29 protein-coding genes are annotated in these 26,870 nt (G+C 39.3%); 13 read left to right on the top strand and 16 right to left on the bottom strand.

Features of this window, described 5'->3' with window-relative positions:
• Positions 1–95: 95 nt before the first annotated feature.
• The 4 genes from purL (at position 96) to RMB03_RS19145 (ending at position 5,928) form a co-directional block, all read left to right on the top strand.
• Positions 96–3,929, top strand: coding sequence for a phosphoribosylformylglycinamidine synthase (gene purL, locus RMB03_RS19160; RefSeq protein ID WP_311077267.1), 3,834 nt, complete (start codon positions 96–98; stop codon positions 3,927–3,929).
• Positions 3,930–4,005: 76 nt separating this feature from the next.
• The gene (locus RMB03_RS19155) at positions 4,006–5,211 is read left to right on the top strand and encodes a multidrug effflux MFS transporter (RefSeq protein ID WP_311077266.1); all 1,206 of its coding nucleotides are present in this window, start codon (positions 4,006–4,008) and stop codon (positions 5,209–5,211) included.
• 200 nt (positions 5,212–5,411) lie between these two features.
• Positions 5,412–5,537 carry a KGW motif small protein gene (locus RMB03_RS19150; protein ID WP_265092361.1) on the top strand — a complete coding sequence of 42 codons (126 nt, stop codon included), beginning with the start codon at positions 5,412–5,414 and terminating at the stop codon, positions 5,535–5,537.
• Positions 5,538–5,607: 70 nt separating this feature from the next.
• The gene (locus RMB03_RS19145; RefSeq protein ID WP_311077265.1) at positions 5,608–5,928 is read left to right on the top strand and encodes an NGG1p interacting factor NIF3; all 321 of its coding nucleotides are present in this window, start codon (positions 5,608–5,610) and stop codon (positions 5,926–5,928) included.
• On the opposite strand, the gene RMB03_RS19140 is transcribed toward RMB03_RS19145, so the two are convergent.
• Positions 5,921–6,721: an enoyl-CoA hydratase-related protein gene (locus RMB03_RS19140; RefSeq protein ID WP_003650247.1), complete on the bottom strand. Its 801-nt coding sequence runs from the start codon at positions 6,719–6,721 to the stop codon at positions 5,921–5,923. The two genes, RMB03_RS19145 and RMB03_RS19140, sit on opposite strands and share 8 nt — an antisense overlap.
• A 109-nt stretch (positions 6,722–6,830) precedes the next feature.
• Here RMB03_RS19140 and RMB03_RS19135 point away from each other — a divergent pair, with 109 nt between their 5' ends.
• Positions 6,831–7,406, top strand: a complete 576-nt coding sequence (locus RMB03_RS19135; RefSeq protein ID WP_080028323.1) for a nicotinate-nicotinamide nucleotide adenylyltransferase — start codon at positions 6,831–6,833, stop codon at positions 7,404–7,406.
• An 11-nt stretch (positions 7,407–7,417) separates the two neighbouring features.
• On the opposite strand, the gene RMB03_RS19130 is transcribed toward RMB03_RS19135, so the two are convergent.
• The 8 genes from RMB03_RS19130 to dapD form a co-directional block, all read right to left on the bottom strand.
• Positions 7,418–7,780 (bottom strand): glyoxalase superfamily protein, encoded by a 363-nt coding sequence (locus RMB03_RS19130; protein WP_004643686.1) that lies wholly within the window; start codon positions 7,778–7,780, stop codon positions 7,418–7,420.
• A 12-nt stretch (positions 7,781–7,792) separates the two neighbouring features.
• Positions 7,793–8,362, bottom strand: coding sequence for a CAP domain-containing protein (locus RMB03_RS19125; RefSeq protein WP_311077264.1), 570 nt, complete (start codon positions 8,360–8,362; stop codon positions 7,793–7,795).
• 118 nt (positions 8,363–8,480) lie between these two features.
• Positions 8,481–8,942, bottom strand: coding sequence for a peroxiredoxin (locus RMB03_RS19120; protein WP_311077263.1), 462 nt, complete (start codon positions 8,940–8,942; stop codon positions 8,481–8,483).
• Between the two features lie 18 nt (positions 8,943–8,960).
• Positions 8,961–9,647: a diphthine--ammonia ligase gene (locus RMB03_RS19115; RefSeq protein ID WP_017391842.1), complete on the bottom strand. Its 687-nt coding sequence runs from the start codon at positions 9,645–9,647 to the stop codon at positions 8,961–8,963.
• A gap of 95 nt (positions 9,648–9,742) precedes the next feature.
• Positions 9,743–10,159: a hypothetical protein gene (locus RMB03_RS19110; protein WP_005038873.1), complete on the bottom strand. Its 417-nt coding sequence runs from the start codon at positions 10,157–10,159 to the stop codon at positions 9,743–9,745.
• Positions 10,160–10,175: 16 nt separating this feature from the next.
• On the bottom strand, positions 10,176–10,844 hold the full coding sequence (gene queC, locus RMB03_RS19105; protein WP_004643680.1) for a 7-cyano-7-deazaguanine synthase QueC: 669 nt from the start codon (positions 10,842–10,844) through the stop codon (positions 10,176–10,178).
• 40 nt (positions 10,845–10,884) lie between these two features.
• The gene (gene queE, locus RMB03_RS19100) at positions 10,885–11,595 is read right to left on the bottom strand and encodes a 7-carboxy-7-deazaguanine synthase QueE (protein ID WP_311077262.1); all 711 of its coding nucleotides are present in this window, start codon (positions 11,593–11,595) and stop codon (positions 10,885–10,887) included.
• A 78-nt stretch (positions 11,596–11,673) separates the two neighbouring features.
• Entirely contained in the window at positions 11,674–12,495 is an 822-nt protein-coding gene (dapD, locus tag RMB03_RS19095; protein WP_311077261.1) for a 2,3,4,5-tetrahydropyridine-2,6-dicarboxylate N-succinyltransferase, read from the bottom strand.
• A gap of 295 nt (positions 12,496–12,790) precedes the next feature.
• On the opposite strand from dapD, the gene carO reads away from it, so the two are divergent.
• Entirely contained in the window at positions 12,791–13,540 is a 750-nt protein-coding gene (gene carO / locus RMB03_RS19090; RefSeq protein ID WP_005038876.1) for an ornithine uptake porin CarO type 1, read from the top strand.
• A gap of 90 nt (positions 13,541–13,630) precedes the next feature.
• On the opposite strand, the gene RMB03_RS19085 is transcribed toward carO, so the two are convergent.
• From RMB03_RS19085 to RMB03_RS19060, 6 genes are all read right to left on the bottom strand, one after another.
• Positions 13,631–14,554 carry a CysB family HTH-type transcriptional regulator gene (locus RMB03_RS19085; RefSeq protein WP_003650277.1) on the bottom strand — a complete coding sequence of 308 codons (924 nt, stop codon included), beginning with the start codon at positions 14,552–14,554 and terminating at the stop codon, positions 13,631–13,633.
• Positions 14,555–14,582: 28 nt separating this feature from the next.
• Complete coding sequence (locus RMB03_RS19080) at positions 14,583–15,644, bottom strand: sulfate/molybdate ABC transporter ATP-binding protein (protein ID WP_003650279.1); 1,062 nt, start codon at positions 15,642–15,644, stop codon at positions 14,583–14,585.
• 11 nt (positions 15,645–15,655) lie between these two features.
• A complete protein-coding gene (gene cysW / locus RMB03_RS19075) occupies positions 15,656–16,540 on the bottom strand; it encodes a sulfate ABC transporter permease subunit CysW (protein WP_004643676.1) in 885 nt (294 codons plus the stop codon).
• Complete coding sequence (cysT, locus tag RMB03_RS19070) at positions 16,537–17,370, bottom strand: sulfate ABC transporter permease subunit CysT (protein ID WP_311077260.1); 834 nt, start codon at positions 17,368–17,370, stop codon at positions 16,537–16,539. The genes cysW and cysT overlap by 4 nt, the downstream gene beginning before the upstream one ends.
• An 80-nt stretch (positions 17,371–17,450) precedes the next feature.
• Positions 17,451–18,059, bottom strand: a complete 609-nt coding sequence (locus RMB03_RS19065; protein WP_056481452.1) for an alpha/beta hydrolase — start codon at positions 18,057–18,059, stop codon at positions 17,451–17,453.
• A 30-nt stretch (positions 18,060–18,089) separates the two neighbouring features.
• On the bottom strand, positions 18,090–19,097 hold the full coding sequence (locus RMB03_RS19060) for a sulfate ABC transporter substrate-binding protein (RefSeq protein WP_005038882.1): 1,008 nt from the start codon (positions 19,095–19,097) through the stop codon (positions 18,090–18,092).
• Between the two features lie 263 nt (positions 19,098–19,360).
• Between RMB03_RS19060 and pabC the strand changes: the two genes are divergently transcribed.
• From pabC to RMB03_RS19040, 4 genes are all read left to right on the top strand, one after another.
• On the top strand, positions 19,361–20,173 hold the full coding sequence (gene pabC, locus RMB03_RS19055) for an aminodeoxychorismate lyase (RefSeq protein ID WP_311077259.1): 813 nt from the start codon (positions 19,361–19,363) through the stop codon (positions 20,171–20,173).
• A 1-nt stretch (position 20,174) separates the two neighbouring features.
• Positions 20,175–21,245, top strand: a complete 1,071-nt coding sequence (mltG, locus tag RMB03_RS19050) for an endolytic transglycosylase MltG (RefSeq protein ID WP_017391848.1) — start codon at positions 20,175–20,177, stop codon at positions 21,243–21,245.
• A 9-nt stretch (positions 21,246–21,254) separates the two neighbouring features.
• A complete protein-coding gene (tmk, locus tag RMB03_RS19045; protein ID WP_311077258.1) occupies positions 21,255–21,854 on the top strand; it encodes a dTMP kinase in 600 nt (199 codons plus the stop codon).
• A gap of 134 nt (positions 21,855–21,988) precedes the next feature.
• Positions 21,989–22,405 (top strand): PaaI family thioesterase, encoded by a 417-nt coding sequence (locus RMB03_RS19040; RefSeq protein ID WP_003650294.1) that lies wholly within the window; start codon positions 21,989–21,991, stop codon positions 22,403–22,405.
• A 57-nt stretch (positions 22,406–22,462) separates the two neighbouring features.
• Here RMB03_RS19040 and nadB read toward each other — a convergent pair whose 3' ends face one another.
• On the bottom strand, positions 22,463–24,106 hold the full coding sequence (gene nadB, locus RMB03_RS19035) for an L-aspartate oxidase (protein WP_311077257.1): 1,644 nt from the start codon (positions 24,104–24,106) through the stop codon (positions 22,463–22,465).
• A gap of 230 nt (positions 24,107–24,336) precedes the next feature.
• Here nadB and RMB03_RS19030 point away from each other — a divergent pair, with 230 nt between their 5' ends.
• From RMB03_RS19030 to RMB03_RS19020, 3 genes are all read left to right on the top strand, one after another.
• Positions 24,337–25,713: a Do family serine endopeptidase gene (locus tag RMB03_RS19030; RefSeq protein ID WP_045429606.1), complete on the top strand. Its 1,377-nt coding sequence runs from the start codon at positions 24,337–24,339 to the stop codon at positions 25,711–25,713.
• A 125-nt stretch (positions 25,714–25,838) separates the two neighbouring features.
• A complete protein-coding gene (locus RMB03_RS19025; RefSeq protein WP_056481435.1) occupies positions 25,839–26,291 on the top strand; it encodes a thioesterase family protein in 453 nt (150 codons plus the stop codon).
• A gap of 20 nt (positions 26,292–26,311) precedes the next feature.
• Positions 26,312–26,860 carry a GNAT family N-acetyltransferase gene (locus RMB03_RS19020; RefSeq protein ID WP_231764764.1) on the top strand — a complete coding sequence of 183 codons (549 nt, stop codon included), beginning with the start codon at positions 26,312–26,314 and terminating at the stop codon, positions 26,858–26,860.
• Positions 26,861–26,870 lie beyond the last annotated feature (10 nt).

Raw genomic sequence — 26,870 nt, 5'->3', positions numbered from 1 at the left:
TAGCTGATTTTAGCAAGAAGCAGTAGAATATGCGCTCTCTCTAAAGTCACATTGCGGTAAGGTTCACAAGACCTGCCCGTGGAGCCAAAATCAACATGTTTATCGTGGCCGGTGCAGCAGCACATTCTTCTTTTAAGAAAGCTCAACTATTAACACGTTTATCGTCAATTAGTTCTGTTCAATCTTTTGACAGCCAATGGGTCTATTTGTTTGATCAAGCGCTCAACGAGCAGCAACATCAATCTGCTTTGCAATTATTGAATGACGGTGAGTCTTTTGAACTTCGTCAATCTGCAAGTGATGAGATTCAGATTTTAGTTACACCACGTGTGGGTACTATTTCACCTTGGTCTTCTAAAGCAACTGATATTTTCAAAAACTGTAATACGCCAGTGCATCGTTTAGAACGTGGCCTTTTATTTACGTTAAAAGGTGTTTCTGAACTTTCTAATGAAGTTAAACAAGTACTTCATGACCGTATGACAGAAACAGTTTTTGCTCAAATTGATGATGCAAAAGCATTATTTTCAGAAACAGCTCCAAAACCATTAAATTCAATTGATATCTTGGGTCAAGGCAAAGAAGCTTTGGTTAAGGCGAATAATGAGTTTGGTTTTGCGTTATCTGAACAAGAAATTGATTATCTAACTGAAGCATTCGGTAAGCTTGGTCGTAATCCAAATGACATCGAGTTGATGATGTTTGCACAGGCAAACTCTGAGCACTGTCGTCATAAAATCTTTGGATCTGAATGGACAATTGATGGTGAAAAACAACCATTATCATTGTTCCAGATGATTAAAAATACTTATAAAGAATCTCCAACTGATGTGTTATCGGCATATAAAGATAACGCTTCAGTGATTGTGGGTTATGACACGATGCGTTTTTATCCGAAAGCGGATGAAAATGGTCACTTTGTTTATAAATATAAGAGCCAAGCTGCTCATATTTTAATGAAGGTTGAAACTCATAACCACCCAACAGCAATTTCTCCATTTGCTGGTGCTGCAACTGGTTCAGGCGGTGAAATCCGTGATGAGGGGGCAACAGGTCGTGGTGGTAAACCAAAAGCTGGTTTAACAGGTTTTACAGTTTCGAACTTAAACATTCCTGGTTTTGAACAACCTTGGGAAGAAAACTACGGTAAACCTTCACGTATGGCATCGCCATTACAAATCATGATTGAAGGTCCATTAGGTGGCGCGGCATTTAACAATGAATTCGGCCGTCCTGCATTAAATGGTTATTTCCGTACTTTCGAACAGAATGTAAATGGTGAAGTGAAAGGCTTCCATAAGCCAATCATGATCGCTGGTGGTTACGGTAATATCCGTCCAGACCATGTAGAAAAAGATGCGATTCAACCAGGTGATTTACTCATTGTCTTGGGTGGCCCTGCAATGTTGATCGGTCTTGGTGGTGGTGCTGCATCTTCAGTAGATAGCGGTACAATGGGTGAAAGCCTTGATTTCGCGTCTGTACAACGTGAAAACCCAGAAATGGAACGCCGTTGTCAAGAAGTGATTGATACTTGCTGGCGTTTAGAAGACTTCAACCCAATCGTTTCTGTACACGACGTTGGTGCTGGTGGTCTATCAAATGCTATGCCTGAACTTGTGAATGACCATGAGTTAGGTGCTGTACTTAATCTTCGTAAGATTCCTTCATTAGAGCCTGGCATGAGCCCAATGGAAATCTGGTCAAATGAAGCACAAGAACGTTATGTTCTCGCAATTCGTCCAGAATCTTTGGATCAGTTTGAAGCAATCTGTGCGCGTGAACGTTGTCCATTTGCTGTGTTGGGTGAAGCAACAGAAGCACGTCACTTAACAGTTGAAGATCCATTGTTCCAAAACGATGCTGTTGATATCCCAATGCAAGTAATGCTTGGTGGTACGCCACGTATGCAACGTTCTTATGAAACTATTGAACGTAGTGGCGATGAGTTCGATGCTTCAAAAGTTGATTTGAAAGATGCGATTTTCCGCGTATTGAAAAATCCTACAGTTGCGTCTAAATCATTCTTGATTACCATTGGTGACCGTTCAATTACAGGTATGGTTGCACGTGACCAAATGGTTGGTCGTTGGCAGGTTCCTGTTGCAGATGCAGCAGTAACAACAACAAGTTTGCAAGGTTTCACTGGTGAAGCAATGGCAATGGGCGAACGTCCACCAGTTGCATTGTTAAATCCAGCGGCATCTGCTCGTTTAGCAGTTGCTGAAGCAATTACCAATATTGCATGTGCGAACATTGAACAAATTAGTGATATCAAACTTTCTGCAAACTGGATGGCTGCAGCTGGTCAAAAAGGCGAAGACCAAGCATTGTTTGAAGGCGTGAAAGCAATTGGTATGGAAATGTGTCCTGCTTTAGGAATTGCGATTCCAGTAGGTAAAGACTCACTTTCAATGCGTACAACTTGGAATGACGACGGTGAAGATAAAGCCGTAACTTCTCCAATGACTGGTGTAATCACTGCGTTTGCTCCAGTGACTGATGTTCGTAAGACCTTAACACCTGAACTTAAAAATTTAGAAGATTCAGTACTTGTACGTATTGATTTATCTAAAGGTCAGTTCCGTTTAGGTGGTTCGATTCTTGCGCAAGTATATAAAGCAATTGGTTCAATCACTCCTGACGTTGATAGTTTTGATGATTTCAAAGCGTTCTTTGCTTTAATCCAAGACTGGAACAACCGTGGCTTGATTCAGGCTTACCATGACATCGGTGATGGTGGTTTATTAGCCTCTGTAGCTGAAATGATGTTTGCTGCGCGTTTAGGTGTTGCATTAGAAGACCAAACTCAAGCAAGTTTGTTTGCAGAAGAAATTGGTGCAGTACTTCAAATCAAAGCAACTGATTGGGAAGCTTTACAAGCAGAAATCGCTGCTTCTAGCTTGAAAGATGCAATTGCTGTAGTTGGTCGTGTAAACAACACAGATCAATTATCTGTAAGTGGTTTAACTTTAGATCGTGCTGAATTACAACAAGCTTGGTCTGAGGTATCTCATCAGATCCAACGTCTACGTGATAACGTAGAAACTGCTGATCAGGAATTTTCATTAATTACTGATAATGCGCACCAAGGTTTGATTGCTAAACCAACATTCGACTTGAATGAGCCTGTTGAAGCGCCGTTTATCAACACACGTCGCCCAAATATGGCAATCTTGCGTGAGCAAGGTGTAAACGGTCATATTGAAATGGCGGCAGCCTTTGATAAGGTTGGTTTCAATACTGTTGATGTGCACATGAGTGATTTACTTGCTGGTCGTGTTAGCCTAAGTGATTTTGAAGGTTTGGTGACTTGTGGTGGTTTCTCTTACGGTGACGTAATGGGTGCTGGTGGTGGCTGGGCAAAATCAGTATTGTTCAACGCTAAATTACGTGATCAGTTTGAACAATTCTTCCATCGCGATGAAACGTTCAGCTTAGGTATCTGTAATGGTTGCCAAATGTTGTCACAATTAGCGCCACTTATTCCAGGTGCTGAACACTGGCCACGTTTCCACCGCAATATGTCAGAAGTTTTTGAAGCTCGTAGTGTAAACGTTCGTGTTGAAAAATCTGTTTCTGTATTGCTTGATGGTATGGAAGGGTCGATTTTACCGATTGCTGTTGCACATGGTGAAGGTCGTGCTGTTGCAAGTGAAAGTGCTCTTGCTGGTTTAAATGCAGGTAACCAAGTGGCATTACGCTATGTTGACAGCCTTGGTAACCCAACTCAGCACTATCCATTGAACCCAAATGGTTCACCTGAAGCGATTACTGGTGTGACTTCTAAAGATGGTCGTGCAACCATTATGATGCCACACCCAGAACGTACTTTCCGTGCGCTTCAGCATTCCTGGAAACCAGAAGAGTGGACTGAAGACGGTGCATGGTTGCGTATGTTCCGAAATGCGCGTAAGTTTATTGGTTAATGTAAAGATTGAAATAAGCCACCGTAAGGTGGCTTATTTATGTGTAATAGAATATTAAAAATAGTGGAGAAGAAAAATGAAATCAAAAATCCATTTTCGTGAGTTTGCACTGCTCATGGCATTACTCATGTCGATTGTTTCTTTTTCTATTGATGCAGTTTTACCAGCTTTAGGTGAGATTGGACGTATTTTTGAATTAAAAAATAATAACCAGTCGCAATGGGTCATCATTGGTATTTTTTCTGGAATGACAATCGGGCAGCTCATTGCAGGTCCATTATCCGATGCGATCGGGCGTAAACGGATTTTATTCACAGGAATTATTATTTATTTTCTGGGAAGTTTATTGTGTTTTTCCACACAAAGTTTTGAATGGTTCTTAGTCGGGCGTTTTATTCAAGGTATTGGTGTTTCAGGGCCTTACGTTGCTTCTATTTCAATCGTTAGAGATAAATACAGTGGAGCTCAAATGGCTCGCATCATGTCTTTAATTATGATGGTATTTATGGTTGCTCCAGCAATTGCACCGAGTTTAGGGCAACTCATTATTCATTTCTTTGGTTGGCGTGAAATCTTTGTTTTATATATGGTCTATGCCACAGTTGTGGGAGCGTGGGTCGCTTTACGACTAGAAGAGACTTTACTTCCCGAAAATCGTTTACCTATGCGTATAAAAGCATTTCAGGAAGGCTTTAAAGAAGTTGTGAGTAATAAAACCACCATGAGCTATCTATTGTGCGCTGGATTCTGTTTTGGTGGATTTATTGGTTATTTAGGAACGTCACAGCAAATATTCATGCAGCAATTTGGTAAAACAGGGCAAGAATTTAGTGCTTACTTTGCTGTGCTTGCGGGTGTGATGGGAATCGCATCATTTACAAACTCTAAAATTGTCATGAAGTTTGGCATGCGTCCAATCTGTATTTATGGCTTTCTAGGTCTGTGCTTAATTTCTTTGATTTTCTTGTTGATTCAACTTGCGGGTGTAACGGTATCATTTTGGATGTTTATGCTTTATGCCTGTATTTTGTTTTTATTGTTTGGAACCCTATTTGGTAATTTAAATGCGATTGCGATGGAACCGATGGGGCATGTTGCTGGAATGGCATCGGCTATTATTGGTGCAGCTTCCTCTGTATTGTCACTTATTCTTGCTTCTATCATTGGGCAGTTATATAACGGTACATTAGTTCCAATGACCTGTGGTTTTGTGATTTTGTGTGGTTTAGCTTTTGCTATGACAATATATGAGAATAGATATTTAAAGAAATCGGATGCTTAAAATTATAAAGATGAAGATAGATTACTGAATTTTAAACTTTTCTTCAGACTAAGATTTGCATATGGATGAGTGCTGTTCTTTTAAGTGTTTTAGACAACTTATGAGACTATAGACATAGAGCTATTTATCCCCGTATGCTTGGTTCAAGGTTGGTTCAATTTTTGCTTTCTCTGTAACAACGATAAAAATCGGAGATCAAAATGATGAAAAACAAATATCACATAAGAACGTTTTATAATAAAGATAAAGGCTGGCGCTTATTTGGCTTGGCGCTTGCTATTCAAATACTTTTTATTGGAGCAAATTATTTAGCAATGATGAGCTGACTTTGCTTCTAAAGCTTGCTTAGCGGTATGATCTAAACCTTGTTCATAAAAGTTTTGAGTCATTCTTGTTATGTTAAAGCTGATTTATTACGTGCCTGAGTCACATCTTGAATTAACTAAACAAGCCATTTTCTCTGCTGGTGCAGGTGGTATCGGTAATTATGAACACTGCGCATGGCAAGTAAAAGGAATAGGGCAGTTTAAGCCAGTTAAGGGAGCTGATCCTTATATTGGGCAACTGAATGAACTTGAGCAAGTTGATGAGTGGCGTGTCGAAACAATTGTGCTTGAAGAAAAAGCAAGTGCGGTAGCGAAATCTTTAAAGGCAAGCCATCCTTATGAAGAGCCTGCCTTTGAGTTTATTCAAATCATAGAAATTGATTTTAATTAAACTGAGAGAAATCTGGTTTACGTTTTTGCATAAATGCTTGAACAGCCTCTAGCATTTCCGGTGAGCGCACACGTTGCATAAAGATTTCAGCTTCATGATCAACACATTCAATAATTTGTTCTAAATTATGCTTCATGAGTGCTTTGGTTTGTTTTAAAGATGCAAGAGGCAAGGCCGTTAATTGTTGAGCAGTTTGTTGAGCTGAAACATAAGCATCTTCAACTACTTCATTGACTAAACCTGCTTGCACCGCTGTTTCTGCATTAAACTTTTTCGCAGTAAATAGCAGCTCAGCTGCTTTATGGTAGCCAGCTTGTTGAACAAGTAATTGACTTGCGCCACCTTCTGGAGAAAGACCTAGGCTTACAAATGGAATTTGGAAAAGAGCGGTGTTGTCAGCAAAAACTAGATCTGCATGCAATAAAATTGTAACGCCAATACCAATTGCAACGCCTTTTACCGCAATGATAAGTGGTTTTGATAATTTGGCAGCGGCTTTAAGTAAAACGAATGGTGGGACTTCTCCTGCTGGGCCGATGTTAGGATTTTGTACAAAACCCATGAAATCTTTCATGTCATTGCCAGCTGTAAAATCTTGTTCTACACCGCGTAGAACGACTACTCTAACTTCTTTATTGAGATCGGCTTCATTCAGTGCTTTGGCAATCCATAAATAAAGTTCGCCGTACAATGCATTTTTTGCATCTGGGCGATTTATGGCTAAGGTGAGTACGCCACCTTCTAAATTTGCGTTTAAATGTTGATGAGGTTGTTGAATACAGCTAAGTGTCATCGTACTATCCTTGCTTTAAACCACGTTGTTAATTTTTAGGTTCTCATTATGGCGCATATTTTTTGTAATGAGCGTTACTGATGAGTTCATAAAAAGTGAAAATCTAATTATGTATAAATTTGACTATCTCGTTTTTATAGGTCGTTTTCAACCATTTCATTTGGCTCATATGCAGACAATTGAAATTGCCTTACAGCAAAGCCACTATGTGGTTTTGGCATTAGGCTCTGCGCAAATGGAACGTAATATTAAAAATCCATTTCTTGCAATTGAACGAGAGCAAATGATTTTATCTAATTTTTCATTAGATGAGCAAAAACGTATTAAATTTGTGCATGTGGTTGATGTTTATAATGATGAAAAATGGGTGAAACAAGTCAAATCTTTAGTGAATGGCGTGATTGAACCGAACTCAAAAGTAGGTTTGATTGGGCATTTTAAAGATGAGTCTTCTTACTATTTAAAACTTTTCCCTGAATGGATTATGGTTGAGCTTGATAGTTTGAAAGATTCTATTTCAGCTACTCCGATGCGTGAGGCTTATTATCGTGGTGAAATTCAAACTGAATTTTTTCCTGTAGGAACCATTCAGTTTTTGGATGAATTTCAAAAAACACGTATCTATCAGCAACTTCAGCAACGCTTTGAAGAGGATGACCTCTCTAATCTAGATGAGTTTGAATAAGAGCATATAGCTTAAGCATCTGCCCAAAAGATAATTCGGTTGGAAAACGGATCGGTGATACTGAGTTCAAGTGTTTCCCAATCTGTTTTTTCAACTTGAGGTTTGGCGAACTTATAATCTTTTTGACTCAATTCACTATGCAGCTCATAAATAGGTTCCCAATAAATGCGGATTGCACTATGTGGGCTTGCATCTCCAAAATGCTCAGATAAATGAATAACGCAATCATCTTTGGAAATTTGTAGATATAACGGAAAGTTATCTTCAAATTGATGTTGCCAATCAAGTTGGAAACCTAAGAATTCAAGATAAAATGATTGGGCCAAATCAACATCAAAAATTCTTAAAATTGGGGTGATTGAACCTGATTGCATCATTTTTTCCTTTTAACGTGTACCAAATTGTTGAGTCCAATAGCTCTTTTGTTTTGCAGACTGATCGGAAGCACAAGCGATTGCGTAAGTTGTAAATTTGGGATTCATTAGATTACTACAATGTAGAGGGCTCGGCAGCCATTTAGACATAACTTCACTCAAAGTTTTCTGGCCGCTAGCGACATTTTCACCATTGGCTTTACCGAGAGTAGTATAGCGTTTCAAACGTGCTTTTAAGTCTAGTCCTGTTGAGCTCACATGTCCGAGAAAGTTATGTTTTGCCATATCTTCACTATGAGAAAGTGCACCTTTATATAAATTAGTATTCCAACTCAGCGGTTTAGCAGCAGGGAAAAATTGTTGACCACACTGGCGTGGTTGTTGGCGGATCTGGTTAATTGTATTAAGTATGGCCTGTTGATAAGCCGGGTTTTGTAAATCTTGGCAGCTTATTTCAATGGCAGTTTTCTGAATTTGAGCAATTGATGGGGTGGTGTCGGTTGGCATGGGTAATGTATTTGCACTACATGCACCGATAAAAAGAGTCAAAGGCAGTAAAGAGTAATTTTTGAGTAGACTCATGTGAACGCCTTAAAATAATTATTCTAATGTTTTTATCATACGCCAAAGTAAAATTATTGAGCAATTCTTTGCAATAAAAAAGCGAGTTCGATACTCGCTTTTTTATTGCATAACTTTATTAAGCCGATTGAAGGGCTTTTAGGTCTTCAAGTACTTGTTCAGCATGTCCTACTGCTTTGACTTTACGGTAGCTTTTAACTAAGGTTTTGTTATGGAAAATGAAAGTAGAGCGTTCAATTCCCATAACTTTTTTGCCATACATGTTTTTTTCTTTAATGACATCAAAATGATTACAAAGTACTTCTTCTTTGTCACTAATGAGGTCAATCGTGAGCGCTTGTTTTTCAGTAAAGTTTTGATGGGCTTTTACTGAGTCGCGCGAAACACCAAAAATACGTGTACCCAAAGCTTCAAATTGGTCTTTTAAACAAGAGAAACCGACTGCTTGTGTTGTACACCCTGGGGTTGAATCTTTTGGGTAGAAATAAATGATTAACCATTCATTTTCGACCTCGGCCAAGTTCACTTCACCGTGGGTAGTAGGGAAAACCTGATGTGGTAATTGAATATTCTCAGTCATTTCTCATCCTTCAAAAAGCTAAATTTGATCTAATTCAAGTGGTAAAAAAGCATATTCTTCATGATAAACAATATCGAGCTTTCTTACAGGAATTGGTTTGTTAAAAATTGGACCGTCAATCACAGTGGTATGAAATTCACCGCCTTCACCACATGGATCAATACCGCGATTCTCAAGTTCTTGGATATATTCTAAGGTTAAAGTTTTTCCTAAATCTTCAATTGTCATGCCTAGTTTTAAGTTTACTGTCACAATGACACTACGGAAACCAAGATTGATAAACTCTTCAACAACCTCATGATGTGGACGTAGCCAAAGAGGCATGCCTAATTTGAGTCCCACTTGTTGAGTGATCCGATCATGCCAACACCCATGTTCAGGCATATCAAGGTCACCTGTAACGAGTACCTCGGCACCTTGTTGTTTTGCCTGAGTTAGTAATTCAATAAATTTAGCTTCATAGTCATTCCAACTTGATGAAGCCATAAATACTGGTAGGCCGATTGCTTTAGCTTGTGCTTGAATAATATCAAGTGGCATAGCATGTGAACGAGAGCGCTGACCTTGTTCTTCCAGCATGACGATGAGTCCACTAACCGTACCAGTTTGCATTGCATGGTAGAGTGCAAGGGAGCTGTCTTTACCCCCACTAAATGAGACAATAGACTGTTTGTTAATTGCGTTGGTTTTCCATTGTTCTTGCATGATTTATTTCAAATGAATTGGTCAAGATCGATTTTATTTTAACAGAGCACAAAAAAGCCTGCATAAATGCAGGCTTAATTTGGAATAACAAAAGCTTATTTTTTAGGAGCTTGTTGTTGAGCTGCTTTCATAGCCTCTTCAGTTAATTTTTCAAGCTTAGTTGTTAACTGAGGACCGAAACATGCTTTAAGATCACGGTTTTGTTGTTGTACAAATCCTAGAGAGCTTGGGCTTTTCTTCGCATTGATTGCACTTTGGATTTCCCATTTTTGTGCTTCAGTTACTTTACCTTGTGCTTCAACTTGGCAGCTACAGAATTTGCTAACTTCAGATGAACTTAGTTTACCGCCTTTAGCTGTTTGATCTTTACAAACGTTAACTAATGCACCTTTAACGTTAGTACTTTTATATGCTGCTTGAACTGGGTTTTCCGCAGCATGTGCTGCACCAGCCATAAGAGCAACAGTTGAAAACAAAGATGAAAGAATAAGATTTGATTTTAACAACTTCATAAATTTTACCTACTTATTACGGTATATAGCGTGTTGGGTCGGCAACACCGGCCTCGATAAAGCCTTCTTTACGCAAACGGCAACTGTCACATTTGCCACACGCACGTCCTTGAGCATCTGCTTGGTAGCAAGATACCGTTTGACTATAGTCTACGCCATGTTCAATCCCTAAACGTATAATATTCGCTTTGGATAAATGTAACAGGGGTGTTTCAAATTTAAGTGGTTTTCCTTCCACGCCAGCTTTGGTTGCTAAACGTGCCATATTGGCAAAAGCGTCAATAAATTCAGGGCGACAATCAGGATATCCTGAATAATCAACGGCATTGATACCAATAACGATAGCTTCAGCATTGAATACTTCTGCTGCTGCTAAGGCATATGAAAGAAAAATTGTGTTACGTGCTGGTACATAAGTTACAGGAATGCCTTCTTGTAATTGTTCTGGTACAGCAATGTTATGGTCTGTAAGTGCAGATCCACCTAAATTAGCCAAATCAATATTAATTACACGATGTTCAACACCTGCACGTTGAGTTAATGCTTTTGCTGCATCTAGTTCAGTGGTTGAGCGTTGACCATACATAAAACTAATAGCAATACATTCATAGCGTGCTTGTGCCCAAGCTAGGCAAGTGGTTGAGTCTAAGCCGCCTGAAAGTAAAACAATGGCACGAGGGCGCATATTTTTCTCCATATTCGGAATGATTTATTTTATTGAGTGATTAGCGACCTGATTCGTCATTCCACAGCAGTTTATGTAACTGAAGTTGGAAACGAACAGGTAATTTATCATCCAGTATCCACTGTGCCAGATCACGCGCTAGACGTGGCAGGCCAACAGCACCTTTTTCAACTGCAAAGGCAGGGGAGAACCAAACGGTACTGACTTTTTTATGCAGTTGATATTTTTCAACTTGTTGCTTTGACCATTCATAATCTTCGCGGTTACAAATGACGAATTTAATTTGGTCATGCGCAGTCAAATGATCAAGATTGCTGATGAGGTTACGATGTTCCTCACCAGAAGTTGGAGTTTTTAAATCGAGAACTTTAGAAACACGCAAATCTACTTTTGAGACATCGAGCGCGCCACTGGTTTCTAAAGAAACATCAAAGCCAGCTTCACATAGACGTTGTAATAAAATCAAACAGTTTGGCTGTGCAAGTGGCTCACCACCAGTTACACAAATATAAGGCGTTTGAAATTGTGTAGCTGTTTCAATGATATGTTCAAGTGAAAAACGTTCACCACCTTCAAAAGAATAAGTGGTATCACAATAGCTACAACGTAATGGACAGCCCGTTAGACGAATAAATACAGTCGGTAGGCCAGAGGCATTTGCTTCACCCTGCAACGAGTAAAAAATCTCGGTAATGCGTAAACCGGACGCAGGGTCTGAGACAGGGATTGCAGAGGAACGTAAGGAAGCCATTCTAGAAATACCACACTATATAAAAAATAAAATCTCTACGATCAGTGTTGACCGTAGAGATGTTTGATCAAACTGAAATTAGTCAGCGCGTAACAAATCGTTCAAACTTGTTTTTGCACGTGTTTGCGCATCAACTTTTTTCACAATAATTGCAGCATATAAGCTGTATTTACCATCAGCAGACGGCAGGCTACCTGCTACAACAACTGAACCTGCTGGAACGCGACCATAATGGATTTCGCCAGTTGCGCGGTCATAAATTTTAGTCGATTGACCAATGAAAACGCCCATTGAAATTACTGAGCCTTCTTCAACAATAACGCCTTCAACGATTTCTGAACGCGCACCGATAAAGCAGTTGTCTTCAATAATGGTTGGGTTAGCTTGTAATGGTTCTAAAACACCACCGATACCTACACCGCCAGACAAGTGAACATTTTTACCGATTTGAGCACATGAACCTACAGTTGCCCATGTATCAACCATTGTGCCTTCATCTACGTAAGCACCGATGTTGACATAAGAAGGCATTAACACTACGTTTTTAGCTTGGAAGCTACCACGACGTGCTACAGCAGGAGGAACAACACGAACACCTGCTGCTTTAAATTGTTCTTCAGTCCAACCAGAGAATTTAGTTTCAACTTTGTCGTAGAAACGAAGATCACATGACTCGATTGGTTTATTGTCATTGAGTTTAAATGATAATAAAACAGCTTTTTTTAACCATTGGTGAACAACCCATTCACCATTGATTTTTTCAGCAACTCGAAGTTTACCGTTATCTAAACCAGCAATTGCTTCTTCAACAGCTTGGCGAATTTCGCTTGGGCAATCTGCTGCAGTAAGGTTTGCGCGGTCTTCAAATGCTTGCTCAATGATCGTAGAAAGCTGAGACATGATCTTCCTTCCATAAAAAATTTTAAAGATTTTACACTAATTTGTGACAAGAATCTTTGAAAAAACGTGTTACGTTTAATCGAGAGTATAAATGAGGTAAATGAAATTAAGCTTATTAGATAATCAAGTGTTTTTTACACAAAAATGATTTGAAAATAAAAATTTAACTCAATTTGTATCAAAAAATAACAGAAATCTAGCATTTTTTGTATAAAAAAGAATCTAAGCTGTCTTTATTATGATTTTAGTCACAAGATGAATAAATTAAAAACAGAGCCTTTTTAAGGAGAAAACCATGAAAGTATTACGTGTATTAGTAACAACTACTGCTTTATTCGCTGCTGGAGCAGCAATGGCAGATGAAGCTGTTGTTCATGACAGCTACGCATTTGATCAAAAACAATTACTTCCTGTGGGGGTTCGTGCTGAAGTAGGTACAACTGGTTACGGTGGTGCTTTATTGTGGCAAGCAAATCCATATGTAGGTTTGGCTTTGGGTTATAATGGTGGTGACATTTCATGGACAGATGATGTTTCTGTGAATGGTACGAAATATGACCTAGACATGGATAACAACAATATCTATTTAAATGCTGAGATTCGTCCTTGGGGTGCTAGTTCTAACCCATGGGCTCAAGGCCTATATGTAGCTGCAGGTGCTGCTTATCTAGATAATGATTATGACTTGGCTAAACGCATTGGTAATGGTGAAACATTATCTATTGATGGTAAGAACTATCAACAAGCAGTTGCTGGTCAAGAGGGCGGCGTAAAAGGTAAAATGAATTATGAAAATAATATTGCCCCTTATGTAGGTCTCGGTTTTGCTCCTAAAATTAACAAAAACTGGGGTGTGTTCGGTGAGGTAGGTGCATACTATACTGGTAATCCAAAAGTGCAGTTAACTCAATATAATCTTGCTCCTGTGACTGGCAATCCAACATCTGCTCAAGATGCAGTAGATAAGGAAGAAAACGAAATTCGTAATGATGATAAATACAAATGGTTACCAGTTGGTAAAGTTGGTGTGAACTTCTACTGGTAAGATCTAAAAGAAAAAACGAGCTGCGGCTCGTTTTTTTGTATTTAATAAAAATAAAAGAGCTAAAAAGCTCTTTTATTTTGTTCTTAATTTTTATTCATCTGGATAAGCAATTTTCTTAAGGGCTTTAATATCGGCATCAGGTGAGCATAAAGAAATAAACTCGTAACCATAACCGCGTAGTAGATGACCTTTACGAACCGCAATCCATGTCGTATTGACACCAAAAATATCGGTTTTAGTTTGTTTTAAACGATGATCACGCTCTGTGTCGTAAGCTACCGCATTAACAATTCCGACCCCCATGCCCAATTCGACATAAGTCTTGATAACATCCGCATCAAGAGCTGACATCACGATATCTGCATCGAGGTGAGCTTCTTCAAAGGCTTTGTCAATCTTAGATCGACCTGTAAAACCGCCATGATAAGTAATAAGTGGATAGTCCGCTAAAAGTTCAAGCGTAATCTTGTCTGCCTTCACTAAAGGATGATTTTGCGGTGTGATAATACTATGTTGCCATTGATAGTAAGGAATACTCGCTAGATTTTCTTCAGTCGTTAAAGACTCTGTAGCAATTCCAATATCAGCCTCACCTTGTAAGAGCATTTCTGAAATTTCAACAGGGCTGGCTTGTTGTAAAATCAAATGAACTTTAGGAAATAACTTCTTAAATTGATTGACGATTGGAGGCAGTACATAACGTGCTTGAGTATGGGTCGTCGCGATCGTTAATGTTCCTTCATCGACTTTATTAAAGTCTTCTGCAAGACGTTTAATATTTTCAGCATCAACTAACATGCGTTCAACGATGCCAAGAAGAGATTGTCCTGGTTCGGTTAAACCTAAAAGACGTTTACCTTTTCGTATAAAAAGTTGTACACCTAGCTCATCTTCTAAATCTTTAATATGTTTACTTACGCCCGATTGAGACGTGTAGAGTGCAGCCGATGCTTCGGTTAAGTTAAAGTTTTGGCGTACAGTTTCTCGGATAATTCTTAATTGTTGAAAGTTCATTCACACTTTTCCTTACCAAATATATTTCTTAAGCAACTTGATCTGCAAATAAGTGCAGTTGAGATGCACTTACCCAAACGGTTTGATTCGGTTTAAACGCATGTAATTTTGCAGCTTCATTGCTTAGAGCAATCTCAATTAAACGTCCATTACGGTCTTGTAATTCCGCCACAACTTTTCCAGCAATCCAGATTTCACGTACAAAAGTCGCTTCAATAGTATTCGCCTGAGGTTGCGAGTGAATATGTAACTCATCTGGACGCGCAAAAGCAATCACTTTTCCTTGAGGCGCCTCAACTAACGTTGGTAATTGAATACGGTCATTGCCAATACGGATAATACCGCCTGTGTTTTCACCTTCAAAACGATTTGCCTGACCCAAGAAATCAAATACAAATGGTGTTGATGGTTTTTCATAAACCTCACGAGGCGAACCGATCTGCTCGACATTACCTTTATTCATTACAATAATTTGATCGGCAACTTCAAGTGCTTCTTCTTGATCGTGGGTCACGAAAATTGAAGTAATATGCAATTCATCATGTAAGTTGCGTAACCAGCGGCGTAATTCCTTACGGACTTTGGCATCTAGCGCACCAAATGGTTCATCAAGTAATAATACTCTTGGCTCTACTGCCAAGGCGCGGGCTAAAGCAATACGTTGACGTTGTCCGCCCGAAAGCTGTGCAGGGTAGCGGTCTGCCAAAAATCCAAGTTGAACCAAATCAAGTAAACGAGTAACGCGTTTTTTAATTTCAGCTTCTGAAGGACGTGTTGCACGTGGACGAACACGTAAACCAAAGGCAATATTGTCAAATACCGTCATGTGACGGAATAAAGCATAGTGTTGAAATACAAAACCGACCTGACGCTCACGCACATGTACATTGGTTGCATCTTCGCCTTCAAGTAACACTTGACCGCCATCTGCTGACTCTAGGCCCGCAATAATACGAAGTAGGGTTGTTTTACCGCAACCAGATGGGCCGAGTAGGGCAACCAGTTCACCTTCAGGAAAGTCTAGGGAAATATTTTTAAGCGCATGGAATGCACCAAAGTGTTTTTCAATATTTTTAACTTGAATACTCATGATTTCATTCCTTACGAATCAGTTGAATGCGGTTCTGGTTTGTCTTGATGTAGTTCTAACCACGTTTTCAATACCAGTGTTAATAGGGCTAAGAAAGCAAGTAATGAGGACACGGCAAACGCTGCGCTAAAGGTGTACTCGTTATATAAAATTTCGACATGAAGTGGCAGGGTATTAGTTTCACCACGGATGTGACCAGAAACTACAGATACAGCGCCGAACTCACCCATTGCACGGGCATTACATAGAATCACGCCGTAAATTAAACCCCATTTAATGTTTGGTAGAGTGACTTTCCAAAAGGTTTGCCATCCTGATGCACCGAGTACAATCGCTGCTTCTTCTTCTTCAGTTCCTTGAGCCTCCATGAGTGGAATTAACTCACGTGCGACAAATGGAACAGTAATAAAAATAGTGGCTAAAACAATTGCGGGTACGGCATATAAAACTTTGATGTCGTGTTCCATTAACCATCCGCCAAACCAGCCTTGCGCACCAAAAATCAATACAATCATTAAGCCTGCAATAACAGGTGAAACCGAAAAAGGCATATCAATGATGGTGGTTAAAATTGCCTTACCTCTAAACTGGAACTTAGAGACAGCCCATGCAGCGCCAACACCAAATATCACGTTAATTGGTACAGCAATTGCTGCGGTTAATAAGGTCAATTTCACTGCCGATAGCGTGTCTGGATCAATCAACGCTTGAACATAGACTTCAAGTCCTTGTTTAAACGCTTCTACAAAAACCAGAATGAGTGGCAACATTAGGCAGCTTAAGAAAAAAATCAGAGCCACGGTAATGAGTGTGTAACGTACCCAAGTTGGTTCACGTGTCGCATCTCGTGATTGCAATTTAAGCGCAAGCGCATTGCTGTCAGTATGTAGGTTCATGTGAAATTTCTCCCTGTACGACGGTTTGCCCACGCTTGAAGTAAATTAATGGCAAATAAAATGATGAAAGAGAGAACTAACATGACCGCAGCAATTGTTGTTGCGCCTGCATAATCATATTCTTCAAGACGTGAAATGATCATGAGTGGAGCAATTTCTGTTTTAAACGGCTGGTTACCCGCAATAAAAATAACTGAACCATATTCACCCACACCGCGGGCAAATGCTAAAGCAAAACCTGTGAACAAAGCTGGTAGTAATATCGGTAAAATAATTTTAGTAATCGTCTGCCAGCGATTTGCGCCAAGTGCTGAAGCTGCTTCTTCAAGCTCAGTTTCGATATCACTGAGTACTGGTTGAACTGTTCTTACAATGAATGGAATACCAATGAAGACCAATGCCAACGTAATACCGATTGGGCTATATGCGACCTGAATGCCTAGAGGTTCAAGATATTGACCAATCCAGCCAGTAGGTGCATAGAGCGAAGTCAGTGCAATACCTGCAACTGCAGTTGGAAGAGCAAAAGGTAGATCGACTAATGCATCAACCAGACGTTTCCCTGGGAAGTTGTAACGTACAAGGCACCAAGCCAGAAGTAAGCCAAACACAACATTAATAAATGCTGCTATTAAAGCTGAACTAAAACTGAGTTGAAGCGATTTTAAAATACGTTCAGACGTTAAAATTTCCCATAATCCGTCCCATCCAATTCCAAATGATTTGATAAAGACTGCGGCTAATGGAATAAGCACAATAAAAGACACATAGGCGAGGGTGAAGCCCAAAGATAGACCAAACCCAGGCAGCACTCGGGATCGCTGCGACATGATATTTCCTCAAAGAGAAAAGCCTGCTGAAACCAGTAAGCGAATAAATAAAGATAAACGGTGCGATATAAAGATGGGTATTAAGCAAATTTCAAAGAGAAATGAGTTTTTACCGGGTCGATAGATGAGTGACTACACATCGAATCTTCTGGAATCAGATAATTCAGCAAATCTGGAAATGGTCCAAAACCTGAAGCAACATTAATATGGCCGACTTCACCAAGATTAACTGGATTTAATTTCCACGACTTAGCAAGTTGTAAAGCATCAAAAAAGCCGAGCCATGGATCATTTTCACTAATGAGCAGAGATGTTGGGACATCAATTTTTAACTGATGAAAATATGCTTTGTAGTCGGTCAAGCTATGGCGGGCAAAACCAGCTTCCCCAAAGCGTGCTGGATTTGCTGGAGCAACCAAAATAAGTTTCTTAACTTGGCTCTTTAACTCTGGATATTCAGCTAAAGCAGCAACACTCGTTAAGCAACCGAAACTATGCGCAACAATTTGTACAGGAGCTTGCGCTACTTGAACTGTTTTAACGAATTGTTCAACCCATTCACTTAATACTGGTCTATCCCAGTTTTTTTGCTCAACACGAGAACTAGACACGAGTTGACGCTGCAACCAAGATTGCCAATGCTGATGTTCACTTCCACCTACACCCGGAACAATTACAGTGTGAATCATGTCTGTTCTCCTTATCTTTAGTACAAAGAATTACTTCTCTGTACTATTGATTTTCACGATTTGATCGAAAACACCACCATTGTCGAAGTGTTGTTTTTGTACCTTCGTCCAACCACCAAATTCTTTGTCGATGGTTACAAGTTTCAATGGCTTAAATACATTGCTGTATTTCTTAAGAACGGCTGCATTGCGTGGACGGTAGAAGTTACGTGCTGCAATTTCTTGGCCAGCTGGTGAATACAAGTAGTTGAGGTAACCTTTTGCAATCGTGAGGTTGCCTTTTTTAGTCGCATTCTTTTCAACAATTGCAACTGGAGGCTCAGCTAGGATCGAAAGAGAAGGGGTAATAATTTCAAATTTACCCGGCTGTTCGCGAAGCGCTAAATGTGCTTCATTTTCCCAAGCAAGTAAGACGTCACCAATGCCACGTTCAGCAAAAGTAGTGGTTGCGCCACGAGCACCCGAATCTAGGACTTTAGTATGTTTATAAATTTGGCGAACGTACTCTTGTGCTTTTGCATCATTACCACCTGGTTGATGTTTTGCCCAAGCCCAAGCTGCAAGATAATTCCAACGAGCGCCACCAGAGGTTTTAGGGTTTGGTGTAATAATTTCTACGCCTGGTTTGATTAAATCACCCCAGTCTTTAATTTGTTTAGGGTTACCCTTACGTACTAAAAACACAATTGTTGAGGTGTATGGGGTAGAGTTCTGCGGTAACTTTTTCTGCCAGTCAATTGGAAGTAATTTTGCTTTTTCAGCAATTTCATCGATATCTGCTGCAAGTGCTAATGTCACTACATCTGCATTTAAGCCATCGATAACAGCACGTGCCTGTTTACCAGAACCACCGTGTGATTGTTTAAACTCAATATCTTGACCAGTACGTTGTTTCCAGTAAGTACCGAACTGTTTATTGAAATCTGTATATAACTCACGAGTAGGGTCGTAAGAGACGTTTAAAAATTCTTGAGCTGCAAATGATGAAACTGAAAGAAGTGCAGCAATAACCCCGACTTTTAACTGAGAAAAACGCATGAGATAATCCCTCAAAAAATATGAAATGTTCAAAACATGAACGCAGAATAGCGCTAGTCTTTATTCTAAAAAAATAATAAAAAACGAATTTAATATGAAAAAAATAGAAATAGTAAAAACAGATAAGTTATTCTTAAATCTTGATATACAACAAGTTTCAAAAGTAGATACGAAATCGGTATAATTTTTTAAAATCAGTCATTTATTATTTAAATGAAAGGTGTTGTATTGTTGGATCGTTTTAAGCAAAGGGTGGATTAAACATGTGGTGTTTTAAAAATGGTCAACCTGTTGAAACCATTCCTTTACTGGATCGAGCATTTCATTATGGAGATGGGTGCTTCACCACAATTCGTATTTTTCAAAACCAGATTGAGCTTAAAGAAAGACATTGGGGACGCCTAAAACTTGCATGTCAAAAACTGTTTTTAACTGCAGATTTTGAATTAATAGAACAGAGTTTGCAGCAACTACAAAAACAGCATCTTGTGCTCAATGGCACTTTAAAAATTGTGATCAGTCGTGGGGTAGGTGACCGTGGTTATAGTTTGCCAAAGCATAATGCTGATATTTATATCTGGTTTTATCCGAAAGCTTTAGAGCCATTTCAGCCAGACTTTATTCAGTGTGGCGTTTTAAATCAGGCTTTAGGTTTAACCATGCCGAGCTTAGTCGGGCTTAAATCTTTAAACCGTCTTGAACAAGTATTGCTAAAAAAAGAAGCAGATCAACTAGGGTGGGCTGAAGCATTAGTTACTGATGTACAAGGTTATATTGTTGAAGGAGTCAGTAGTAATTGTTTTATTCGTTTAAATGATAGATGGATTACTCCCGAACTTCGCTATAATGGCGTCCACGGTGTAATGCGGGCGGAAATTTTAGCGCGTATGCAGCACCATGGAATTGCCTGTGAAGTACGTATAATTGAGCTAGATGAAGTATCTGAAATACAAAGTCTATTCTTTTGTAATGCTTTACATCCTATGCGAGTGGTCACTCATTTAGGAGCGAAAACGTTAGAAACACAGGCATGCATAGATTTATTTCATCTCCTTAACTTAAATCAGATTCATTAATATGCCGAAGCCACCTGTGAATGCGAAAGCAAAAAACGCCAAGAAAAATAACAAAAAACAAGCTCCAAAATTTTCTAAGCGATTGGTTCTAATTGGCCTGTTTATTGTTTTAATTTCTACTTGTGCCATTTTATGGTCGAGTCTATTTAAAGCTTATCCGATTGAAGGCAAAAAACAGATGTTATCCATTACATCGGGTGAAACCTATTCTGGTTTTATTGATCGGTTGGCGAAAGAAGGCAAAATTAGCTTTCCAGTGGTATTAAAGCTTTATCAGAAATTTATGATTCATGACAGCATGAAAGCTGGTGTGTATGAAATTGAACAGGGAATGAGTGTAAGAGAAGTATTAGAGATGTTATCTGATGCAGATAATGCTCAGATGAACCGTGTTTTGGTCATTGAAGGTACAACTTTTAAACAGCTTATCACTGCATTAAAAAATGATAAAAACGTAGAAAATACAATATTAGATTTACCTGATGATCAGCTTATGAAGGCGCTTGGCATTCCTTATGGACACCCTGAAGGTTTGTTTGCACCTAATACGTATTTCTTTGCAAAAGGTGAGACTGACAAGAAAATTCTTACCGATTTATATCATCGTCAAATCAAAGCTCTAGATACAGCTTGGGCAAATCGTGCACCGAATTTACCTTATAAAGATAAATATGAAGCATTAATTATGGCTTCTATTGTTGAGAAAGAAACAAGTTTAGATAGTGAACTTACACAAGTTTCTGGGGTTTTTGTCCGCCGTTTAAAAATTGGTATGCGTTTACAAACGGATCCAACTGTTATTTACGGTATGGGTAATAACTATAAAGGTAACATTACCCGAGAAGATCTCCGTACCCCAACAGCATATAATACCTATACTATTAATGGCTTACCACCAACTCCAATTGCTTTGCCAAGCCAAAAAGCAATTGAAGCTGCGTTGCATCCAGATGATTCAAACAATATCTATTTTGTAGCAACTGGTAATGGTGGACATAAATTTACGGCAAGCTTGCAAGCGCATAATCAAGCGGTGCAAGACTATTTATCCGTGTTGAGATCGAAGAAATAAGGAAAAGAGATGTTTATTAGCTTTGAAGGCACGGAAGGTGTAGGTAAAACTACGCTTATTCGAAAAATTCATCAGTATTTTGAAGAGCAAGGCAAACAAGTTGTTTTAACCCGAGAGCCAGGTGGTACTCCGCTAGCTGAACAAATTCGTTCGATGCTTTTGGCGGTGAATCATGATGAAAATATGAGCCATGATACCGAGCTACTACTCATTTATGCGGCACGTGCTCAACACTTACAACAAGTCATTATGCCGGCTTTAGAGTCTAATAAAATTGTTTTAAGTGATCGTTTTACCGATGCAAGTTTTGCTTACCAATGTTCTGGTCGTGGTTTAAGCCAAGATAAGTTACAGCTTTTAAATCAGAACTTTGTTTCACGCATGCCAGAAGTGACTTTCTGGTTAGATGCCCCGATTGAACTCGGGATGGATCGTGCGCGTGAACGTGGAGCTTTAGACCGTTTTGAACAAGAAAAGTTAAGCTTTTTTGCTAAAGTTCGTGAAGGTTATGAAACCTTATGGAAAGCTGAACCCGAACGGATTAAGCGTTTAGATGCTACACAAAGTCCTGATCAGGTATTTGAACAGGCATTGCAATATTTAAGATAAAAATTGATTGGCCACTCTTATTTTTATGAGAGTGGTTAAAAATGACGACAATTCTGGTTTGAATCGTCATAGAAAATATTCTTCATTTTCTTATGCTATCTTACATATGATTTATAGATTGAAGAATAACAAGGATGAAAAGCTCAAAAGAAGAAATCGTGGCATTTCTTGAAAAGGAATTTCCACCAAGTCTTGAACATTGCACTATTGAATCAGTCACGCCCAAGGCTGCGGTTGTTTATTATCATGTCGATCAAAGACATCAACGTCCCGGTGGCACCATATCTGGCCCAACCATGATGACCTTAGCAGATTTTGCTTTATATATTGCAATCTTAGGTGAAATCGGAATTATCGGTTTAGCTGTGACGACTAACTTTAATATTAACTTTTTACGCAAACCCGCAGGTGATCAAGACTTACGAAGTGAGTGTAAACTCATGAAAGTAGGAAAGAGCTTGGTGGTGGGTGAGGTTTGGATTTATTCAGTCGGTTTGGATGAACCCGTTGCACATGTGACCGCGACTTATTCAATTCCACCTAAATCATAAATATCAAACCAAATAAAAAGCACAGTCTGAACTGTGCTTTTTTTTGTTTTATAAGAATTACAGCTCTGTATTAACCAATGGCTGTTCTACTGCAAAGTTTGGAGGTGTTAAAACAGTTTTACGAATTTCGCTCGAGGTTTCAGGATAATCGAGTGTGTAATGGAGACCACGTGATTCTTTACGTTGCATCGCACAACGAACAATCATTTCAGATACGAGCACAAGATTACGCAGTTCAATCAGGTTCTTGCTCACACGATAGTCTTGATAGTATTCGGTAATTTCACGCTTTAACATTTCAATACGGTGTAAAGCACGTTCTAAACGTTTCGTAGTTCTGACAATACCGACGTAGTTCCACATGGTGGAACGTAACTCATCCCAGTTTTGTAAAATCACCACATCCTCATCTGGATTGGTGACTTGAGAGTCATCCCAACTTGGTACTTCTGGTAGTTTTAAATCTTTATCAAATTTATTTTCGATGTCTTTTGCTGCACTCATGCCATAGACGAAGCATTCAAGTAATGAGTTACTCGCCATACGGTTTGCGCCATGTAACCCCGTATAAGATGTTTCACCAATAGCATATAAGCCTTCAATATCGGTCTGGCTATTTGAGTCAACCACAACACCACCACAGGTGTAATGAGCTGCTGGCACCACTGGAATCATATCTTTGGTAATGTCGATGCCCAATTCAAGCAATCGCGCATAAAGTGTAGGGAAGTGCTCTTTGATAAACTCTGGTGATTTGTGCGTGATGTCTAACCACACATGGCGAATACCGAGGCGTTTAATTTCATGGTCAATGGTACGTGCCACAATATCGCGTGGAGCCAGTTCTGCACGTTCGTCAAAACGCAGCATGAAACGTTCACCATCAGGCAAGCGTAAATACGCACCTTCACCACGCATCGCTTCTGTAATTAAAAATGAGCGAGCTTGAGGGTGATAGAGACAAGTTGGATGGAACTGATTAAATTCCATGTTGGCTACACGGCAACCTGCACGGTAAGCCATAGCAATACCGTCACCAGTGGCAATATCAGGATTAGATGTGTACAGATAAGCTTTCATCGCCCCGCCGCAAGCAAGAGCGGTAAATGGTGCAAGAAAGGTATGAACCTGTTCTGTATTTTCATCCAATGCATATAAACCAATAGCGCGATTCGTTTGGTCAACATGTCCTAATTTTTGCGAAGTAATTAAATCGATCGCAATATAGTTTTCAAAAATAGTAATATTTTTACGTTCTTGGGCACGTTCAACCAAGGTGGTTGAAATAGCTTTACCTGTTGCATCAGCCGAATGGATAATACGGCGTTGTGAATGACCGCCTTCGCGTGTTAAATGAAGTTGTTCATCTTCATCTAAAGTAAATTGCACGCCTTGCTTTAAAAGAAAATCTACAGAAGGACGGCCGCCTTCTACGGTATGTTGTACCGCATCCATTTCACACAAATGAGCACCTGCAATCATAGTGTCATTGATGTGCTGTTGAATAGAGTCAGTCTCATCAAGAACAGCAGCAACACCACCTTGAGCGTAGAAGGTACTTGCTTCGGTTAAAGCAGCTTTGGCTAAAACTGCAATATTAAAATGATTTGGTAACGATAAAGCCAGACTTAAACCAGCGCCGCCGCTGCCCACAATAATCACGTCAAAGTGGTGAATTGTCTGTAAATTAGGCATGTCCATTCGCAACAATCTAAAACGTCCGCTAATGACACCCCTTTTTATCTAAAAAGGCAAGAGCTTAAGCGCTCTAACTCAGAGAAAAATTGCAATTGGCTTAAAAAGTTGCAATGCGTAAAATAATGATTGTAAGGTTGCCTTACAAATAAACATATTGTTACGCACAACTCCAAGGCGTTGTGATACAAAAGTTTTATTCTTATTCTCGTAGACCAATTGTGGGTGAGCACCAAATGAAAACTCGCTATTTACAACAAGGAATGTATGCAGCGGTATTTACAGTTGCTGCTGTTCAAGCAAATGCTACTGTTGATTTTTCAAACCTCGTTGAACAAGTTAGTCCAGCCGTGGTGAGTGTAAACGTCGTAAAGAAAATGACTCAGGATGAACTATTGCAGCAGCAAGTTCCTGAAATTTTAAAACGTTTCTTTGGAAATCAGGTCATCATTCCACAGCAACAGGGTCCACAAGAAAAAACCGCATATGGTAGTGCATTCTTTATTAGTAAAGATGGTTACCTACTCACCAACCACCATGTGATTGAAAATGCCTCACGCATTAGCATTACTTTAAATGACCGCCGTGAAATTGATGCAACTGTGGTTGGTAGTGATGAGCGTACAGACGTTGCATTGTTAAAAGTGACTGGAAATAGTTATCCAGCTTTACGTGTAGGAAATGTTGACCGTTTACGAGTGGGAGAGCCCGTTTTAGCAATTGGTTCGCCGTTTGGTTTTGACTATTCAGCTTCGGCAGGTATTGTCAGTGCTAAATCACGAAATATGAGTGGTGAAACGTCGGTACCATTTATTCAAACTGATGTTGCGCTAAACCCAGGTAACTCTGGTGGTCCATTATTTAACCAAAATGGTGAAGTAGTCGGGGTAAACTCTCGAATATTTAGTGGTACTGGCGGCTATATGGGCTTGTCTTTCTCTATCCCGATTGACGTAGCGATGGATGTGGCCGAACAGCTTAAAACTAAAGGTAAGGTAACACGCTCTTATCTTGGTGTGATGATGCAAGATATTGATCGTAATCTTGCCGATGCTTACAAGTTACCAAAACCTGAAGGTGCTTTAATTACTCAAATTTCTCCGAACTCGCCTGCACAAAAAGCAGGCTTGCGAGCCGGTGATGTGATTTTGAAATATAACGGTAATCCGGTATCACGCACCAGTGAATTACTCTACGCATTAAACAAAGTACAGCCGAATCAAACTGTTCAGTTTGAAGTATTACGTGATGATAAAACCCGTAATATTTCAGCAACTTTAACAACTGCTCCAGATGAAACGCCTGCCACAGGAGCACAAAGTGCTGTATCTAAAGGACCAGTTTTAGGAATGAGTATTCGTGATTTGGCTGAACCAGAAAAAAGTGCTTTAAGTGTAAAAGGTGGGATCTATGTACAAGATGTTCGCCGTGGTGGTTTGGCATCATTGTCAAATATCATTCCGGGTGATGTGATTGTTCAAGTCAACAATAACCAGATTTTAAATAGTCAGGATTTTGCAAAAGTTGTTTCTAACTTGCAAAAAAATACGGTAGCACGTGTTGCAATTATTCGTCAGGGACAACGCGCAATGCTTGGTTTACGTATCCAGTAAACTTAAAATGAAACAATGAGCCACCCTAAAGATGGGTGGTTTTTTGTTATTTATCTTGAGCGTATAGTGATATCTACCTACACTTATTTCAGTTTAAAAGTTAATAAATAAGAGTGTGAACATTCGTGAGTAGTATTTTTGATTTACATATTCAGGTACAGCCACATCATATTGATGCGTTAGGACATGTGAACAATGTGATGTATGTACAGTGGATGCAGGATGTAGCTGCTGCTCATGTTGAAACGTTGGGGGTAGGGGTCACTAAATACCTCGAGTTAAAACATGCAATGGTCGCGGTTGAGCATCATGTGCAATATCGTAAAGCTGCATTTGAAGGCGAACAAATTGTATTACGCACATGGTTAGATGATATCAACGCTCTTTATTCTTTCCGCCAGTATGTATTTTTCCGTCCATCAGATCAGGCCGTATTATTTGTTGGAAATACCAAATGGGCATGTATTGAAATTGCCACAGGGCGCCCAAAACGAATGTCTCCAACTTTTACTCATGCATACAAACCGCTTAATTCAAGCATAAATCCTTATGATTTTACTGTTTCATATGTTAGCTAGTAAAAAAGAGAGGCTGAAATTTGGAGTATTCATTTTCCATAGAAACCGATCGATTGGTTTTAAGTGATCTTACAGATGATGATAAAGATTTTGTCTTTGAATTATTTTCAAATTCAAGCGTACTCGAATTTTATGATTTAAAAGCCTTTACTGCATTAGAAGAAGCTCAGGCTCTAATTGAAAAAATGCATAAAAAATGGGACCAACGGCTAGGTTTTAGACATGCTATTCGTCTTAAACAAGATGCAACTATGTTGGGAACATGTGGAGTAAATGCTGTCAAACCGATTGGTGATGATTTTGCGGTAGTCATTGGTTATGAGCTTCATCCTCATGCATGGGGTTCGGGATATATGCATGAAGCTCTTACAGGGCTAATTCATTCTTTAAAACAAGAGGGATTATTCCAACGAAAAATAAAATATGTTTGGGCTGAGATATTTGAGCCCAACATTAGATCCCAGCAAGTTGTTCACAAACTTGGTTTCAAATTGATTGGAAAGACAGCTAATCATACTGGCAATAATTTATCTGCAAGCCTGCTTAGGTTTGAGCTAAAGCTGTACTGATTTACATACT

The organism is Acinetobacter sp. V91_7 (genome assembly GCF_031799075.1).
GTDB classification, from domain to species: Bacteria; Pseudomonadota; Gammaproteobacteria; order Pseudomonadales; family Moraxellaceae; genus Acinetobacter; species Acinetobacter calcoaceticus.
The sequence above is the reverse complement of the archived record's forward strand: the minus strand, read 5'-3'. Positions and strand labels throughout refer to the sequence as shown.